The 15,028-nt window shown below is 66.1% G+C and carries 12 protein-coding genes; 2 read left to right on the plus strand and 10 right to left on the minus strand.

The features are described from left to right. Positions 1-117: 117 nt before the first annotated feature. The 4 genes from E5206_RS18180 to E5206_RS18195 form a co-directional block, all read right to left on the minus strand. The gene (locus tag E5206_RS18180; RefSeq protein ID WP_136323712.1) at positions 118-1,269 is read right to left on the minus strand and encodes a flavin reductase; all 1,152 of its coding nucleotides are present in this window, start codon (positions 1,267-1,269) and stop codon (positions 118-120) included. A 49-nt stretch (positions 1,270-1,318) separates the two neighbouring features. Then, a complete protein-coding gene (locus tag E5206_RS18185) occupies positions 1,319-2,734 on the minus strand; it encodes an MmgE/PrpD family protein (RefSeq protein ID WP_136323713.1) in 1,416 nt (471 codons plus the stop codon). 10 nt (positions 2,735-2,744) lie between these two features. Further along, complete coding sequence (locus tag E5206_RS18190; protein ID WP_136323714.1) at positions 2,745-4,265, minus strand: 4-hydroxyphenylacetate 3-hydroxylase N-terminal domain-containing protein; 1,521 nt, start codon at positions 4,263-4,265, stop codon at positions 2,745-2,747. A gap of 136 nt (positions 4,266-4,401) precedes the next feature. Continuing rightward, positions 4,402-5,487, minus strand: coding sequence for a Zn-dependent alcohol dehydrogenase (locus tag E5206_RS18195; RefSeq protein ID WP_136323715.1), 1,086 nt, complete (start codon positions 5,485-5,487; stop codon positions 4,402-4,404). Positions 5,488-5,669: 182 nt separating this feature from the next. Here E5206_RS18195 and E5206_RS18200 point away from each other — a divergent pair, with 182 nt between their 5' ends. Beyond that, positions 5,670-6,761 (plus strand): Zn-dependent alcohol dehydrogenase, encoded by a 1,092-nt coding sequence (locus tag E5206_RS18200; RefSeq protein ID WP_136323716.1) that lies wholly within the window; start codon positions 5,670-5,672, stop codon positions 6,759-6,761. Positions 6,762-6,855: 94 nt separating this feature from the next. On the opposite strand, the gene E5206_RS18205 is transcribed toward E5206_RS18200, so the two are convergent. Together E5206_RS18205 and E5206_RS18210 are read right to left on the minus strand one after the other, a co-directional pair. Beyond that, positions 6,856-8,313: a carboxylesterase family protein gene (locus tag E5206_RS18205; RefSeq protein WP_136323717.1), complete on the minus strand. Its 1,458-nt coding sequence runs from the start codon at positions 8,311-8,313 to the stop codon at positions 6,856-6,858. Beyond that, a complete protein-coding gene (locus E5206_RS18210; protein WP_136323718.1) occupies positions 8,310-10,301 on the minus strand; it encodes an NAD(P)/FAD-dependent oxidoreductase in 1,992 nt (663 codons plus the stop codon). Before E5206_RS18210 ends, E5206_RS18205 begins: the two co-directional genes overlap by 4 nt. Before the next feature lie 231 nt (positions 10,302-10,532). On the opposite strand from E5206_RS18210, the gene E5206_RS18215 reads away from it, so the two are divergent. After that, positions 10,533-11,243, plus strand: coding sequence for a GntR family transcriptional regulator (locus E5206_RS18215; RefSeq protein WP_168709381.1), 711 nt, complete (start codon positions 10,533-10,535; stop codon positions 11,241-11,243). A gap of 117 nt (positions 11,244-11,360) precedes the next feature. Here the strand turns inward: E5206_RS18215 and E5206_RS18220 are convergent, their stop codons facing one another. Genes E5206_RS18220 through E5206_RS18235 form a run of 4 tightly spaced genes read right to left on the minus strand, consistent with a single transcriptional unit; the run spans position 11,361 to position 14,893 of the window. Then, positions 11,361-12,167, minus strand: coding sequence for an ABC transporter ATP-binding protein (locus tag E5206_RS18220; RefSeq protein ID WP_136323720.1), 807 nt, complete (start codon positions 12,165-12,167; stop codon positions 11,361-11,363). 35 nt (positions 12,168-12,202) lie between these two features. Beyond that, positions 12,203-13,054: an ABC transporter permease gene (locus tag E5206_RS18225; RefSeq protein WP_136323721.1), complete on the minus strand. Its 852-nt coding sequence runs from the start codon at positions 13,052-13,054 to the stop codon at positions 12,203-12,205. Continuing rightward, positions 13,047-13,826: an ABC transporter permease subunit gene (locus E5206_RS18230; RefSeq protein WP_136323722.1), complete on the minus strand. Its 780-nt coding sequence runs from the start codon at positions 13,824-13,826 to the stop codon at positions 13,047-13,049. The genes E5206_RS18225 and E5206_RS18230 overlap by 8 nt, the downstream gene beginning before the upstream one ends. A 38-nt stretch (positions 13,827-13,864) precedes the next feature. After that, positions 13,865-14,893, minus strand: a complete 1,029-nt coding sequence (locus tag E5206_RS18235; RefSeq protein ID WP_168709382.1) for an ABC transporter substrate-binding protein — start codon at positions 14,891-14,893, stop codon at positions 13,865-13,867. Positions 14,894-15,028 lie beyond the last annotated feature (135 nt).

A 15,028-nucleotide genomic window follows, 5' to 3' on the forward strand; every position in this document is an offset into this window, starting at 1 on the left:
TGCCCGGTCCCGGGCGCCAAGACTGGGCATGTCCTCCCGGCGCGATGGCGTGGGACAGCCAAAGCGGGCCGCACCTTTCGGTACGGCCCGCTTTGTCGTCAGCTCGGAGCATCCAGCTCAGACTTCGCCGCCGTGGCGTTCGATGACGTCGCTTGCCAGCTTCTTGCCGAAGGCTGTGTGCAGGCCCAGGGCCTTCACGGCCCGCGCCTCGTCACGGTCCCTCAGCGCAGCGGTCAGCTCGGCAATGTGGCTGTGGTCCATCTGGCGGGCCCACTCATCCCCGCCGAGCGCCTGCCGCCACACGGTCCCGATGCCCAGGCGCCGGAAGGCATCCGTGAGCTGCGCGGAGCCGGCAACATTCACCAGGCGGTCGTGGTATTTCACGTTGAGCTTCAGGAACTCGTCCAGGCCGTCCTTACCGCTTTCGCGCAGCTTCCCCAGCTCCTCGGTCAAGCGGCCGAGCTCCGCGATGTCCTCGTCGGTGAACTTGCCGAAGTGGCTCGCGAGCACGCCGAGCTCGATCGTGGCGCGGCCGTCGTAGACGCTGTCGATGAGTTCGTGGGTGATGGGCGTGGGCAGGAATTCCCCCTTGTCACCGCGGGTCACGAGCGATTCGGCCGTCAGTTTGACCAGGGCGTTGTGGACGTTCTGCGGATCGGACTTGGTTTCTGCCGCGATCACGGCCGGATCCAGCTCATGCCGCAGCGGGGTCCGGCGCCGCAGCACCCAGTCGCGCACGGCGTTATAGGCCGCAAGTTCCCTGACCCGTTCCAACCGCCCGAAGGTGCCGCGGAAATAGGCCAGCGGCTCGCCATTGCCGGCGCTCGCCTCGGTGGCCAGGCCCAGGAAGACGGTGTGGGTGCCGCCGGTGGGTGTTTCCTCAACCCGGCAGACGATCGTGGCAAGGGCGCCGTCCAGCAGCGGGACGCCTTCCTTCGAGAAGGTCACGGCGACGCCGTCGAACTTGTCCCCTCCCTTACGGCCGAACTTCATGGCAAGCTCGCTCTGCTCCTCGGCCAGGATGTTAATCCCGAAAACGCCGGCCTGCTGCACGGCATCGTGGGTGGAACTGGAACGGTTGAGGCAGGCGAGCATCATCGGCGGCTCCATCGACAGCGAGGACACCGCCGACGCCGTCGTGCCGAACAGTTCGCCGTCGACGACGGTGGTGATGACCGTGACACCGCTTGCGAAGTGCCCGACGACGTGGCGGAAGGCGGCGGGATCGACGGTGACCTCCGCTGCGGGAATGACCTGGTTTGAATTCACTTCGTCCTCCTGGGATTTGTTGCCTGGTGTTGCGTGGTGGGGTGCGTGGTTAGGCGGGCGGGGTGAAGAGCCTGATCAACGGTGCCAGGCTCTCCAGCTCGTCAAGCCGCTGGACAAGCCCGACGGCTTGCTCGGCGTTCCGACGGGGCGTGCGGCCGCCGAAGGCGACGTTGGCGTAGTACTTCTCGAGGATCTCCGCCTCGCTCATCGGGTTGGCATGGATGTCGCCCTTGGGCACATCCGTGCGGGTCTGCAGGACGGATCCGTTCCGCAGTTTCACCTGTACCTCGGCGGTGAGGTACTCCGTGGGGGCCAGTGAATCGACCAGCGTGATCTTGTCCAGCAGGCGCTGCAGCCGCGGGTCCTGCATGTGCCCGGGCGTGAGGTGTTCGGGCCGGACCGTCTTGTACATAAGCGCAGTCGCCGCGGTGAAGCGGATGCTGAAGGCACCGGACACCTCGGGGCATTCCCCGATCACGAACGGCTGGCCGACAAAGCCTGCCAGGGTGCGCGGGGTGACGTGGATGACGATCTCCTGGATCTCATCCTCATCGAGCACGTTCTCCGTCGCGATCCGGACGCAGGCGTCCAGGGACGGATGGCTGGCCCGGCACGAGGACCACGGCTTGATGACGCAGTCGGCGTAGAAGGCCTCGCCGAGCCGCCGGGTGATTTTCTCCGGCTCCGGCGAAGCACAGAACATGTCGAAGAATCCGTGGGCTCCGCCGATGGCATCCGCCGGTCCGGTGAAGCCCAGCTGGGCCATTTCGGCGGACACGATGGCGTTCCGGGCCGCGAAGGCCATCGGCAGTTTGAAGGCCAGCGTCTGGTCGTAGATGTTGGCCACGGTGCCGGACAGCTGGTTCTCCACGATCCCGAGGGCGTGGCGCAGCTGGACCGCGTCCAGTCCCATCAGCTTCGCGGCGACGGCGGTGCCGCCGAGGCCGTTGATGGTGCCGGTGTTGTCCTGGCCGCTGTACACGTCGAAGCCGGACGAGGCGCCGAGCCTGGAGGTGAGGTCGTCGCCGAGGATCAGGGCGGTGAGAAGCTCCTTGCCCGAGGACCGTTGCTGCTCCGCGACCGCCAGGGCCACGGAGACCGTGGTCCCGCTGATGTGCGCTGCCGTCTGCGAGTGGTCCTCGTACTCGGCGCCGATGGCCTCGAAGTCGTAGGACCGCATCATGGCCGCATTGACCATGGCCGCATTGTGGGCCGGAACCCTGGCCCCGTCGATCAGCACCGTGGATTCGGCGGCACCTCCCCAGCGGGTGGCAAGGGCCAGCAGCGCCTGATTGCCCTGGGCGCGGTGCCCGGCGGCGATGTTGCCCAGCGAATCGATGATGCGGATCTTGGCCCGGGCCACGGTACCGGCGTCGAATGCTTCAAACCCGGTTCCGGTGATGTGCCGGCTCACGGTGTCGGTGATGGCCTCCACCGTGGTGGCCTCAGTGGTCTGCGCGGTCATGGCAGGACCCCTAGCCCCGGGCCCCGACGGTCAGCTTGTCCAAGCCCGGTGCCGAAGACCCGTCGGCGTGGCCCGGCGCCACAGACTTCAGGCCGGTGGCGTCGATTTCATCGAAGAGCGCGCGGTAGGCGCCGGTCTCCCCCGCCGCCTGGGCCTTGCGGTGGTCCAGGGCACGCGCGCGGCCGATGCTGCCGAGGTAGAAGCGTTCGTACAGCTCGATCCGGCTGCCCAGGGCCGAGCCGGCGAAGTCCCACGCGGTCCGCATGATGCGGGCACGCTCCTGGGCGGAGATGCCGTTGGCACCGGGCAGGTACTTCTCCAGCAGCGGGCCCAGGCGCGGGTCGTTGAAGGCTGCGGCCGTGGGAGTGGCCAGCAGGTTGTGCGAGCCCATGGACTTGATGATGTCGTTGATCCGGATCATCCACGTCGGCACGATCGCGCGCAGCGAGCTGATGTCGTCATGGCAGAAGAAAGCGCCGCCGCCCCAGTCCGAGGCCCGCATCTCGGCGGAGTGGATCACGGAGCGGGCCAGGCGCAGATAGGTGTAGATTTCGCCGAGCATCGAGCCGACGTCGGGCTTGTTCTCGGTGGCGGTCACCTTGGCGATCTGGGTGCACAGGTCATACGCGAATTCGAGCTTCACCGCGGCGCGGATGGCGGTCTGCTGCTGGGTGTTGCCCGAGGCGGTGCCGGCGTTGATGGAGTTGTAGACGTCCAGGTTGCCGTCGATGAAGACGCGGTGCCACGGAACCAGCACGTCGTCGAAGATGATGACGGCGTCCTGCTCGTCAAAGCGCGAGGAGAAGGGCCTGTCCTCCACGGCCGCGTCCACGCCATAGTGGTCGCGGCAGACGGCGACGACGCCGGTGGTTGCCACCGGGATCGCGAACGAGATCGCATACTCCTCGAAGCCCTTCTGGATCGGCACTGCCGGGTAGACGTAGAGTTCGTCAGCGATCGGGCCGAGGGTGGCGAGCATCTTGGCACCGCGGACAATCAGGCCTTCCTCGGTCCGGTCGATGACGCGCAGCGTGAGTTCTTCGTTCATGCCCTGCAGCTCGCCGACGCTCTTGTCGATCGCGGCATGCACGATCGTGTGGGTCAGGGCGAGGTCGTTCTCGATCACTTCACGGTGGTAGGCCGCCAGTCGCTCGTGGTAGACCGTTCCGGAGCGGTCAAAGATGTCCCTGCGGGAGACGTGGCCGGCCAGGACGACGTTCACGTAATCCGGGGTGCGGCCAAGCATTCCGTTGGAGTAGCGGGCCAGCCGGTCGAAGGCGCGGTGGCGGCGGGCGATGTCCTCGGCGTTCTTCGGCAGGGACAGGCTCACGTTCATGGCCTCACCGGTCTCCGGATCGGTCGTCAGGCAGTCCTGCGCGTACTTGTGCTGGTAGTCGAAGTAGCCGGCCATGCCGTCCAGGGACCCCTTGAAGGCGGGGTGGTCGAGAACGGAGATGCGTTCCGAGCCCAGCCAGACTTCGCGGCCGTCATCGAGGCCCCGCTTGTACTCTGCTCCGGTGCGTGCAGTCACTGTGAACTCCTTCTTGGCTGGCACCAGTCCTGGCACCTGTGGAAACTTCCACAACATTATGAGAGGAAAATGTATTCTTGTAATGATTTTATATAAAAACCTGAGGCTTGGCAATGCCTTGCCCCCAGGGCTTCCGTCAGAACGACGTGATGACGCTGCGGGCGATCGCACCGGACTCCTGCAAGCGGTAGGCATCATTGATCCCCTCAATTGGAATTTCCTGGGCGATCAGGTCATCGAGGTTCAAGCGGCCCTGCAGATAGAGCTCGGCGTACATCGGAATATCCCGGCGGATGTTGCTCGAGCCCATATAGACGCCCTGGATGCGCCGCTGCGAGCCGATGAGCGAGCGCAGCACGTCGACCTCCAGCGGGCCGCCGTTGGGGATGCCGATGAAGTAGGCGCCACCGCCCACGCGCGTCATCTCGACGGCCTGGGCCTGGGTCACCCCGAGCCCGATGGCCTCGAAGGAGTGATGCACTCCGCGCCCACTGATCCCGCGCACCCTGGCCACGGCATCCTCCTTGCTGGAGTCCACCACATGGGTGGCTCCGAAGCGGGCGGCCAGGTCGAGCTTGGCCGGATGCACATCGACGCCGATGATGGTGGTGGCCCCGGCGATCCGGGCGCCGGACAGGATGTTGAGGCCGATGCCGCCCAGGCCGATGACGGCGACCGTGTCGCCCGGCTGGACCTTCGCGGTATTGAGGGCGGCACCGACGCCCGTGATGGCCGCACAGCTGAGCACGGCAGCCTGCGGGAAGGGCACCTCCTTGGGGATCCGCACCAGGGTGTTGGCATGGCAGAGGGTGTATTCGGCAAATGCCGCGACGCCGAACGCATGCACATCCCGGCCGTCGCCGCGGAGTTTCGAGCCGGCAGAGACCGGCCGGGACACCTCGCCGGGATTGAGGCAGCGGTAGCTGTGGCCAGCCAGGCATTCCTCGCAGTGGCCGCAGAACTTCACCTCGGAGCCAACAACATGGTCCCCCACGGCGAGGTCCCGGACATCCGGGCCGACGGCGGCCACGACGCCGGCCATTTCGTGCCCCACGACCATGGGAAGCGGGCGCCCGCGGTCGATCGAGGCGACCAGCAGGTCCGAATGGCACAGGCCTGCGGCCTTCACCTCGACCAGGACCTCGTGGCCCACCGGAGCCCCGATACTGATGTCTTCTATGTCAAAGCGGCCGTTGATTTCGTTGATGACTGCGGCTTTCATCGTGGACTCCCTTGTCTCTGTCGGCATCTCTGTCGGCGCGCCATTGGCGGCTTAGGCAAACTTGCCGATGTAATCGATTATTGAGTGATTTTGCACTTCATCTCATAGTATATTTATTTTGTGGTCTGAGTCACGTCCATGCCGGCTGATTCCGGCTCGTTCATCGAAGGGACTAAACGAAAATGAAGGCAGCAGTAATCGACGGAGTGGGCCAGCCGTTCCAGGTCCAGGACATCGACATCGCCGATCCGATCGGCCGGGAAGTCCTCATCGATGTCCGTGCCAGCGGCTTGTGCCACAGCGATATGCATGTGGCCGAGACCAACGTCGGATTCCCGATGCCCGCGCTGCTCGGCCACGAGGTGGCCGGAGTGGTGGCCGCGGTGGGCCCGGATGTGACGGAGTTCCGCGTCGGCGACCACGTCGTGTCCTCGCCGATCCACAGCTGTGGCCATTGCCGGGGCTGCCTGACCGGCCGCCCGTACCAGTGCCGCCATCCGCAGGAAACCCAGCGGACCCCGGGCCAGGGCCCGCGGCTGAGCCGCAACGGCGAGGCGCTGACGCAGTTCATCGGCGTCGGCGGGTTCGCCGAGCAGGTGCTCGTCCATGAAAATACGGTCGTCTCCGTCAGCAAGGACCTCCCTTTCGACCGGGCCGCCCTGCTGGGCTGCGGCGTGGTGACCGGAGCCGGGGCCGCCATCAACACGGCCCGCATCCGCCCGGGAGATACGGTTGCCGTCATCGGCTGCGGCGGGGTGGGGCTCAATGTCATCCAGGGTGCCGCCCTGGCCGGGGCGCGCAGGATCATCGCAATCGACCTCCAGCCAGGCAAGCTCGAACTGGCCAAGGTCTTCGGCGCCACGGACACCGTCAATCCGGCGGACGGAGATTCCGTGCAAGCCGTGAAGGACCTCTCCGGAGGCGGCGTTACCTGCGCCTTCGAGGTCATCGGCCTGAAGCAGACAGCGATGGACGCCGTCGCGATGCTCGACATCGGCGGCACCGCGTTCCTGATCGGCGTGCAGAAACCCGAAACCCGCCTGGAGGTGACCCCCTTCGGTGACCTGATGAGCAAGCAGAAGGGCATCCGTGGCGTGGCCATGGGCTCGACCAACCTGAAAATCGACATCCCGCTGTACGCGGAGCTGTACCTGCAGGGCCGTTTCAAACTGGACGAGCTGGTTTCCCGGCATATCTCGCTGGACCAGATCAACGAGGGCTACGAGCTGCTGCGCGGCGGATCGGTGGCGCGCTCGGTCATCACGCAGTTCTGAGTTCGGACGGCAAACGTACCAACAGACCCGCTAACACCAGTGGAGCCGCCCGAAAGGGCGGCTCCACTGGTGTTAGCGGGTCGTTGCGGCGGACTCAGCGGCGCGGCCGCAGTTCAGGCTCGACGCCGGTGGCCCCGCCGCCGGTTTCGGTCACGGCGTACAGTGCCGGGACCGCCGGGTCGAAGCACGGCACGGCGTGGCCCTCCGGTGTCCGCGGCACGCCGCCGGCGACGAAGCCGAGCAGGAGCGGGCGCAGCCCGTCCGACACCGCATCAAAGACGTCACCAGGGAACCCCTCAAGCATCGGCGCATCCTGCCAATCCTGGCGGTTCCCGAACAGGAAGGGCAGCTCGAAGCAGTGCGGACTTCCGGCGCCGTCGAACCTGCTGCGCACGGAAAACCGCAGCAGCGTGGCGGGGATTCCCGCCTCGCCCGCCCGGCCGGCAAGTTCGGTGGCGGCCAGCCTGAACTGGTGCAGGCTCATGGCCTCCACCAGCTTCGCGTGGTCCGTCGCCGCGGGATGCCGGGCATTGATGAAGGACGCCGCCTCGGCGGGGGCTTCGAAGTGCGCACCGACAAAGCCGGCCAGCTGTTCCGGGCCCACGGCCGGCACGGGCAGGGCGTGCAGGAACGCGGCGGCTTCATCATCGGTGCTGCTTAACAGCAGCGCGTCCACATGCATTGCGGCCGCCGCCCGTTCGAAGTCCATCGCCCAGGGCGGCACCAGCTCCCCGTCCGCGGCGGGCATCAGGCCCAGGCCCCGCCCGGCATAGGCCCTGGACACCGCGGCCTGGGCAGCCAGGACCGCCCCCACCGGAGCCGTGGCTTCCGGAGCGCCGCCGAGCGCTGCGGCGAACAGCTCATACCGCTGGGCAAACTCCGCGGCGTTGAGCGGGGGCTGCCAGGGAAGGCTGAACAGGGCGGTCCGGCAGAACAGGCCACGCGCCTGCTCGGCAAAGCTCAGGACGTACGCGTACCACGCCCCTGCCGAGTGCCCGGCCAGGGTGACCGCCCCCGGGTTGCCGCCGAAAGCGGTGATGTTCCGCTGAACCCAGGTCAGCGCCTGCAGGATGTCGCCGGCGCCAAGGTTGGCGGCGCCGCCGGCGCCGTTGAGCAGCCCGAGCGCACCCAGCCGGTAGTTCACGGTGACGACGACGGCGCCGCCCTCCCGGGCGAGCCGGGCGCCGTCGTACCAGCGGACGTTCCCGGCCCCGCTGATGAAGGCTCCCCCGGGCAGGAAGACCAGGACCGGGAGGCCCTTCGCGCCAACGGGCGCCCAGATGTCCAGCAGGAAGGAATCCTCGCTCTGCGGCATCCGGGACAGTGCGGGACCGAGCAGCCAGTCCAGGGATCCGGGGCTCTGCGGGAACACCGTCGCGGGGGCCTGGGGGCGCTCCGGTGACGGATCGCCCAGCGCGGAGAAGCGGTCGAGGGGATCCAGCCGTTGGCCGTACCGGACGCCGCGGACGCAGACGACGCCGTCGTCCACTTCCGTGACATACGTGGCCTCCCCGGCACGGAGGCCCGCCAGGGGTTCCGCTGCAGTGCTCATGCCAGCTGGTTGTAGTCGTCGAGGTTTACGGTGCGGGTGATCTTCCAGAAGTCGACCACCGGGTGCGGCCAGATCTGGGAGACACGGCCGAACTTGTTCTTGTACCAGGTGAGCACGCTGGGTTGACCCCACGCCTTGGTGGCGTTGGCCGCGTCGAGGCCCGCGACGAACTCATCGAGGACTTCCTGCTTGAGGTCCAGGCCCTTGAGGTCGTTTTCGATGATGAGCCGGATCGCCTCGAGGATGTACTCGACGCCGTATTCGATCATCGAGTACAGGCTGCCGTTGACCACGTGGCCGGTGTTGGGGCCGGTGATGATGAACAGGTTCGGGAAGTTCGGGACTGTCAGGCCCGCGAAGGCCTTGGCGTCGCCGCCCCAATATTCGTGAAGGTCCGTGCCGTTGAGGCCGGTAATCTTGAGCGGCTCGAGGAACTCCGAGGCCTGGAAGCCTGTGGCGTAGACGATGATGTCCACCTCGTGCAGCACGCCGTCCTTGGTGACGATGCCCTCGGGGGTCATGCGTTCGATACCCTCGGTGACCAGTGCGGACTGCGGCTTCTTCAGCGATTCGGCCCAGACGCCGTTGTCGCGGAGCATGCGCTTGCCGCCGACGATGTAGTCCGGGGTGACCTTGGCGAGCAGGTCCGGGCGGTCCTCGTACTGCTTGGCCAGGATGTCGGTCAGGCCCTGGCGCCACTTCGCGTTGACGGCGGACACGCTGCCGGGCTGGTCCCAGCCCGGTTCCGCGACCGTGGTGTGCTGGCGCCCCTCGACGCCGAGCCAGTGCTGCCAGAACCGCAGCCACTGTCCGTAGTGCGGGAGCTTGCGGACCAGCCACTGCACCGAGTCCGGCATGTCGGCGTAGTAGCCCTGGGTCGGCAGCATCCAGGGTGAGCTGCGCTGGAAGACGGTCAGGGAGGAGACCTGGTCCACGATCGCGGGAACGATCTGGTAGGCGCTGGCGCCGGTGCCGATGACGGCCACCCGCTTGCCGGTCACATCGACGCTGTTGTCCCACTCGGCCGAGTGCATCTGGATGCCGGCAAAGTCTTCGCGTCCCGGAACGTCCGGGTACTTCGGGCGGTCCAGCTGGCCGACGGCGGACAGCACCGCGTTGAACTGGCGGGTGACCGGCTGGCCGGAGGCATCGATGATGTCGACGTTCCACAGCCCCTTGGCCGCCTCGTAGCTGGCGGACGTGACCTCGGTGTTGAACTCGATCTCGCCGAGGATGCCGCCACGCTCGGCCACCTGCCGGGTGTATTCGAAGATTTCCGATCCCTGCGAGAACTGTTGCGGCCAGTCGTCGCGCTGGGCGAAGGAGAAGCTGTAGGCGTAGTTCGGCGTATCCAGCCGGACGCCCGGGTAGGTGTTCTTCCACCAGGTGCCGCCGACGGTGTGCCCCTTCTCGAACACGGTGTAGGGAACGCCGGCCTGCTTCAGCCGGTAGGCGGCGGCCATCCCGGAGACCCCGGAACCGATCACGGCCACGCTGAAGTCCCGGCCCACGGCGATGTCGTTGAAGTCCCACGCCGGCTTGCCGCTCTTGCCCTCGACCAGGGCCATGTCATGCATCAGCATGGGGTGGTACTCGGGGTTGGCCGCGTTGGTGATCCAGGTCAGGATGTGATCGGCCTGCGCCTCGGTGAGCGTCCCGACACTGCTCAGGTGCTCCTCACGCACCCGCTTGAGCGCCTCGAAAGCCAGTCCGCGCGCCTGCGCCTGCTGTTCCTGGCTCATGCCGCCGTGCGGCTGGCCGACGATTTCCGCCGGCGGCTGCGGCGGACGCAGGTCATCGCGCAGGATGGAGAAGTCTCCGGTGACCGCTGCCAGCGCCACCAGGAGGGCGGGCAGATCGGAGGTGTCCACGATCTGGTGCAGGAACCCGTCGTCTTCCGTGATGGGCTCGTACCGGTCCCGCCAGTAGAGGTCGTCGACGGCGCGCTCCTCGCGGGCCTGGACTGCTTCGGTGGTGGAGTTGGTCACGGCGGTTCTCCTTGGTGATTGTGGAATCTTTACGGGGGCTTCGGTGGCGGGGCTTCCGGCGCACGTCGCGTCCGAACGGCTGCGTTGCGGGAGCGGTGTTTGGGTCCCCTGCCACCGCAACCTGACACCTGCTGTGATTCAGGTCTCTCCGTGCGGCTGATCCCAGTCTAGTGTGGATGTTGCATAAGTCAATTAAGAAAACATTATTTGCTAGCCGGTACAATAATGCACATGTCGAAAAGCATCGAGTCTGAGACGCTCAGCACACAGATCCGGGATTCGCTCCGGGATGACATCCTGTCCGGCCGCTGGGCCCCTGGGGATAAACTCCAGCTGGTCGCGCTCACCAAGCACTACCAGACCAGCAGCACCGTCATCAGGGAGGCGCTGACCCGACTGGTCGGAGACCGCCTGGTGATCCTGAAGCCGAACCGCGGGTTCTTCGTGCCCACGCTCTCTTTGGCCGAGATCAAGGACATCAACGAACTGCGCTGTGTCTCGGAGGAGTTCGGGATCGGCCTGGCGGTCCAGCGCGGGGATCTGGCCTGGGAATCCGAACTCATTGCCGCCCACCACACGCTGGAGCGGACCCTTTACCGCAACGATGAGGGAGCCGGCGAGCTGACCGATGCCTGGAACCGCGCCCATCAGGCGTTCCATGCCAAGCTCCTCGAGGCCTGCGGCGTCCCCGTGCTGATCGACCTCGCCTCGACGCTGTCCGACCTGTCCCAGCTGTACGGCCGCTGGGCAGGCCACGCGACACGCGTCACGGGCCGCGACGTCGCCCAGGAGCACCGCGAAATCCTGGCCGCCGCCTTGGACCGGAATGCCGAGCTCGCCTCCCGGCTCATCCGGAACCACTACGAGACGACGCTGAACGCCATCCTGAAGTCCGGGATCGACGAGGCCACCGAGCACGGCATCGCGCCGGCCAAAGCCTGAGGCGCCACACCTGCTGAGCCCAGCCCGAGGCGCAAAGAAGCCCTCCGGGATCCCTGCAAAGGGACCCCGGAGGGCTTTGTCGTTTGGGCCCGGCCGAAGCTGGTGGTCCCGCGGGGCCTAGTGGTCCCGCAGGCGGTGCAGGATGCGCGCCCGCGCCTCGGCAAAGCGGGGGTCCGCCTTGGTTTCGACCTGGTCGCGGTGGTCGCCGAACCCGGTCTCGATCACGTCCACCACGGTGGCGGGCTTCTCCGCCAGGACGATCACCTTGTCCGCCAGGTACAGCGCTTCATCGATGTCGTGGGTGACCAGGATGATCGTGACTCCCAGGGTCGCCTGGAGGTCTATCACGAGGTCTTCGAGGTCGAACCTGGTCTGCGCGTCCACCGAGGCGAACGGCTCGTCCATCAGCAGGACCTTGGCGTTGTAGGCCAGGGCCCGGGCAATGGCCACCCGCTGCTGCATGCCGCCGGACATTTCCCACGGATACTTGTGGCCCTGGCCCGCCAGGCCCACCGCCGCGAGGTTCTTCTCTGCGGTTTCATTGCGCTCTTTCTTGCCCACCCCGCGGCCCTGCAGCGGAAAGGCCACATTCTCCAGGGTCGTCATCCAGGGCATAAGCGAGCGGCTGTAGTCCTGGAAAACCACGGCAAGGTCCCGGTGGGGGCCGCTGATGACTTCCCCGCCCACGCTCACGGAGCCGCTCCGGGGCTGGATGAGGCCCGAGAGGCACCGCAGCAGGGTGGTCTTGCCGACGCCGGACGGACCGACGATGGAGACGAATTCGCCGTCGTTCACCTCCAGGTTCAGATCGTTCAGGATCTTGTTCTCCGAGTCACCGAAGCCGTAACTCATCGTCAGCCCGTGGACCTGGAGCAGCGGCGTCGTCGCCACCTGCTCCTCCTCGAGTGCTGCCTGAATGGCCATGGGAGCTCCTTCGTATTTCTGTTGGATCGGGAGTGTCATTTTGCGCCTGACTTGAAGTACCAGCCCAGGATCCTGCGTTCAAGGACGATGAACAGGAGGGAGAGGATATATCCGATGACGCCGACGAGCAGCGCGCCCGCCCATGTCTCCGGCACCTGGAAGGTCGCGGAGGAATTGAGGATGTAGAAGCCCAGGCCCTTGTTGGCGGCGAAAAGTTCGCTCACCACCATGACCGTAATTCCGATCGGAAGCGCCACGCGCACGCCGGCGACGATCTGCGGCAGGGCGGCTGGAAGGACCACCTTGCGGAAATGCAGGCCGCGCGGAATCCGGTAGACCTTGGAAAACTTCCGGATGGTTGGCTCCACGCCCAGGACACCGTCGATAGTGTTAAGCAGCACCGGCCACATGCAGGCAAAAGCGATGGTGTAGATCTTGGGCCCCTGTCCGATCCCGAACGCGCCGATGATCAGGGGAACCAGCGCCGCCTGCGGAACGGACCGGAAGAAGTGGATGACCGGATCCACGATTTCCCGCAACCGCTTCGTCTCGCCGAGGATCAGTCCCCCGATGATGCCAACTGCCACCGCGATCAGGAGGCCGGAAGCCAGGTTGCCCAGGCTGTAGGCGGCTCCCGAGGCGATCACGCCGTTCGAGAGGTCCCGGCCCAGGCTGGCCAGGATCGATTCGAGGGAGGGGATGAAGACGTTGCTGCTGTCCGCCGTCGCGACCCACCAAATGGCGAACACGACGACGATCAGCCACGTCCGCTGCAGTACGTTCAAGGCCAGCTGCACGGGACGGCTGCGCACGCGCTCCACCTTAGACCGCCTGGCCAGGGCTGGGTGTTCCGTCTTCGAATCCGGGCGGAGGGCTGTATCAGTCATTGGTCTGCCTGTTCCATTTGAGGATCCGGCCTTCGGCGAAGTGCAGCAGGCTGGCGATGCCCCAGCCCACCAGGCCGGCGAAGAAGAGGTAAGCGAATGCCGAATCCCACCGCTGCGCCTGCTGGGCCAGGGTGATCTGCCGCCCGATGCCCGGCGTCTGGCTGAGCACCTCGACGCCGACGGCGACGAGGATGGAGATCGAGGCGGAGATCCGGATTCCGGTGGCAATGAAGGGTGTGGCGCTCGGAAGCAGGACCCGGCGGAACCGGAGGAACGCGGGAATCTGGAAGATCCGCACCGTATCCACCACCGCCGATTCCATCCGCCGGGCGCCATAGATTGTCTGCACCAGTACCGGCCAGAGGCAGGACAGGGCGACGACGACGGTTTCCATCTGGGCGGTCGCGCCCAGGAGCATGATGACTACCGGCATCAGCGCCAGTACGGGGAAGGAACGCCCGAAGTCGATCAGGATCGACGTCGAGCGGTCCAGCGCGCGGACGGAGCCGATCAGCAGACCGAGGACCGTCCCGGTGACCACCGCGATCAGCCAGCCGCTGACGGCGGCCGTCATCGTCTGCACCAACGCTGACCAGAACGTCGCCGAAGCCAGTGCTCCGCCGATGGAGGAGGCAATAGCCGGAACCCCTGGTGTCATCGACGGCAGCGTGCCACTCCAGATGACCACCTGCCAGATGGCCAGGAGTATGGCCACCGCCAACAACCGCTGGCTGGTCAAACTCCAGTCCAGCGACTTTGTGCCTGTCTTCATATCGATCTCTCCGTCATGTTCCTGATGCCCGTGCGGCCTTACTTGGCGAAGCGCGGGGCGTCGGCCCAGAGCATGGCTTCGGCGGTCAACGGCTTGGTGACAAATCCGAGGTCCTTCATCGCGTCGATGCCGGCCTGTCCGGTGGCCAGGTTGATGGAGACGTTCACCGGAACGTAGGCCTTGGGATTGACCTTAGAGGCGTCCACCTGCTTGATCCGGGCGGTGATGTCCACGATCGCCTTGACGTTGGCCGGGTCCGTGTAGAACGCCGCGGCCTTGGTCATTGCGTCATTGAACTTCTTGGCCGTCCCCGGATTGCTCTTGAGCCAGGCGTCCGTGGCAGCCCAGACGGTAACGGGCATGTTGCCCTGGAACTCGCGCACCGGGCTGGCAATGCTCTTGAAGCCCGCGTCCACGAGCTGGTGGTAGAAGGTATCCGCCGCGAACGCCGCATCAACCGTTCCCTGCTCCAGCGCGGCCTGCATGCCCGCGTAGGGGACGGCGATTTCCGTGATCGACTTGGGATCGATCCCTGCCGCTGCCGCAGCCTGGAGCATCGGGATGTCGCCACCTGTGTTCACGCCGACGACGGCAACATTCTTGCCTTTCAGGTCGGCGACGGTCTTGATGCCGCTGTTCTTGGGGATCAGTATTCCGGAGTTGTCCACGTTGGGATCAACCACGCCGTTGCCGGAAATCACCTTCACCGGCATGCCCTTCGCCGTGGCGGTGGTCATGACGCCCCACGACGCCGTGGTGATGTCGGCCTGCCCGCTCACGGTCTGTGCCAGGTTGGCCGAGGGATCGGCGCCGGGGACGATCTCGACGGTGAGGCCGGCCTCATCGAAGAAGCCCTTCTCCTTGGCGACGTACGCCGTTTCGAACTGGATGGGCGCTACGACCACCTTGATCGACGTCTTTCCTTCCGAAGCTCCGCTGGCAGTGCCACTGGCAGCGCCGTTGGACGTACCCTGCGCGCCGCAGGCGGCCAGGGACAGCAGGGTAAGTCCGGCAACGGCCGGCGTCAGGACCTTGGCCAACAGTGAGTAACGCTTTTGCTTTTCCATCCAGGATCTCCTCATTGAGTACTGGCGCCCGTGGGGCCCGGAACCCGGACCCACCTTGCGCCTGAATGCTTGCTGGTTGATTGTGTGGCTTGCCCTATACGAAGGCTATGAATAAATGCATAATTCCTATAACAA

Source organism: Arthrobacter sp. PAMC25564, from assembly GCF_004798705.1.
Classification (GTDB): domain Bacteria; phylum Actinomycetota; class Actinomycetes; order Actinomycetales; family Micrococcaceae; genus Arthrobacter.

Coding starts and splice junctions, on each gene's coding strand:
- E5206_RS18185 (WP_136323713.1), bottom strand. CDS start 2,734: ATGACCGCGCAGACCACTGAGGCCACCACGGTGGAGGCCATCACCGAC.
- E5206_RS18195 (WP_136323715.1), bottom strand. CDS start 5,487: ATGAAAGCCGCAGTCATCAACGAAATCAACGGCCGCTTTGACATAGAA.
- E5206_RS18200 (WP_136323716.1), top strand. CDS start 5,670: ATGAAGGCAGCAGTAATCGACGGAGTGGGCCAGCCGTTCCAGGTCCAG.
- E5206_RS18205 (WP_136323717.1), bottom strand. CDS start 8,313: ATGAGCACTGCAGCGGAACCCCTGGCGGGCCTCCGTGCCGGGGAGGCC.
- E5206_RS18215 (WP_168709381.1), top strand. CDS start 10,533: ATGTCGAAAAGCATCGAGTCTGAGACGCTCAGCACACAGATCCGGGAT.
- E5206_RS18220 (WP_136323720.1), bottom strand. CDS start 12,167: ATGGCCATTCAGGCAGCACTCGAGGAGGAGCAGGTGGCGACGACGCCG.
- E5206_RS18225 (WP_136323721.1), bottom strand. CDS start 13,054: ATGACTGATACAGCCCTCCGCCCGGATTCGAAGACGGAACACCCAGCC.
- E5206_RS18230 (WP_136323722.1), bottom strand. CDS start 13,826: ATGAAGACAGGCACAAAGTCGCTGGACTGGAGTTTGACCAGCCAGCGG.
- E5206_RS18235 (WP_168709382.1), bottom strand. CDS start 14,893: ATGGAAAAGCAAAAGCGTTACTCACTGTTGGCCAAGGTCCTGACGCCG.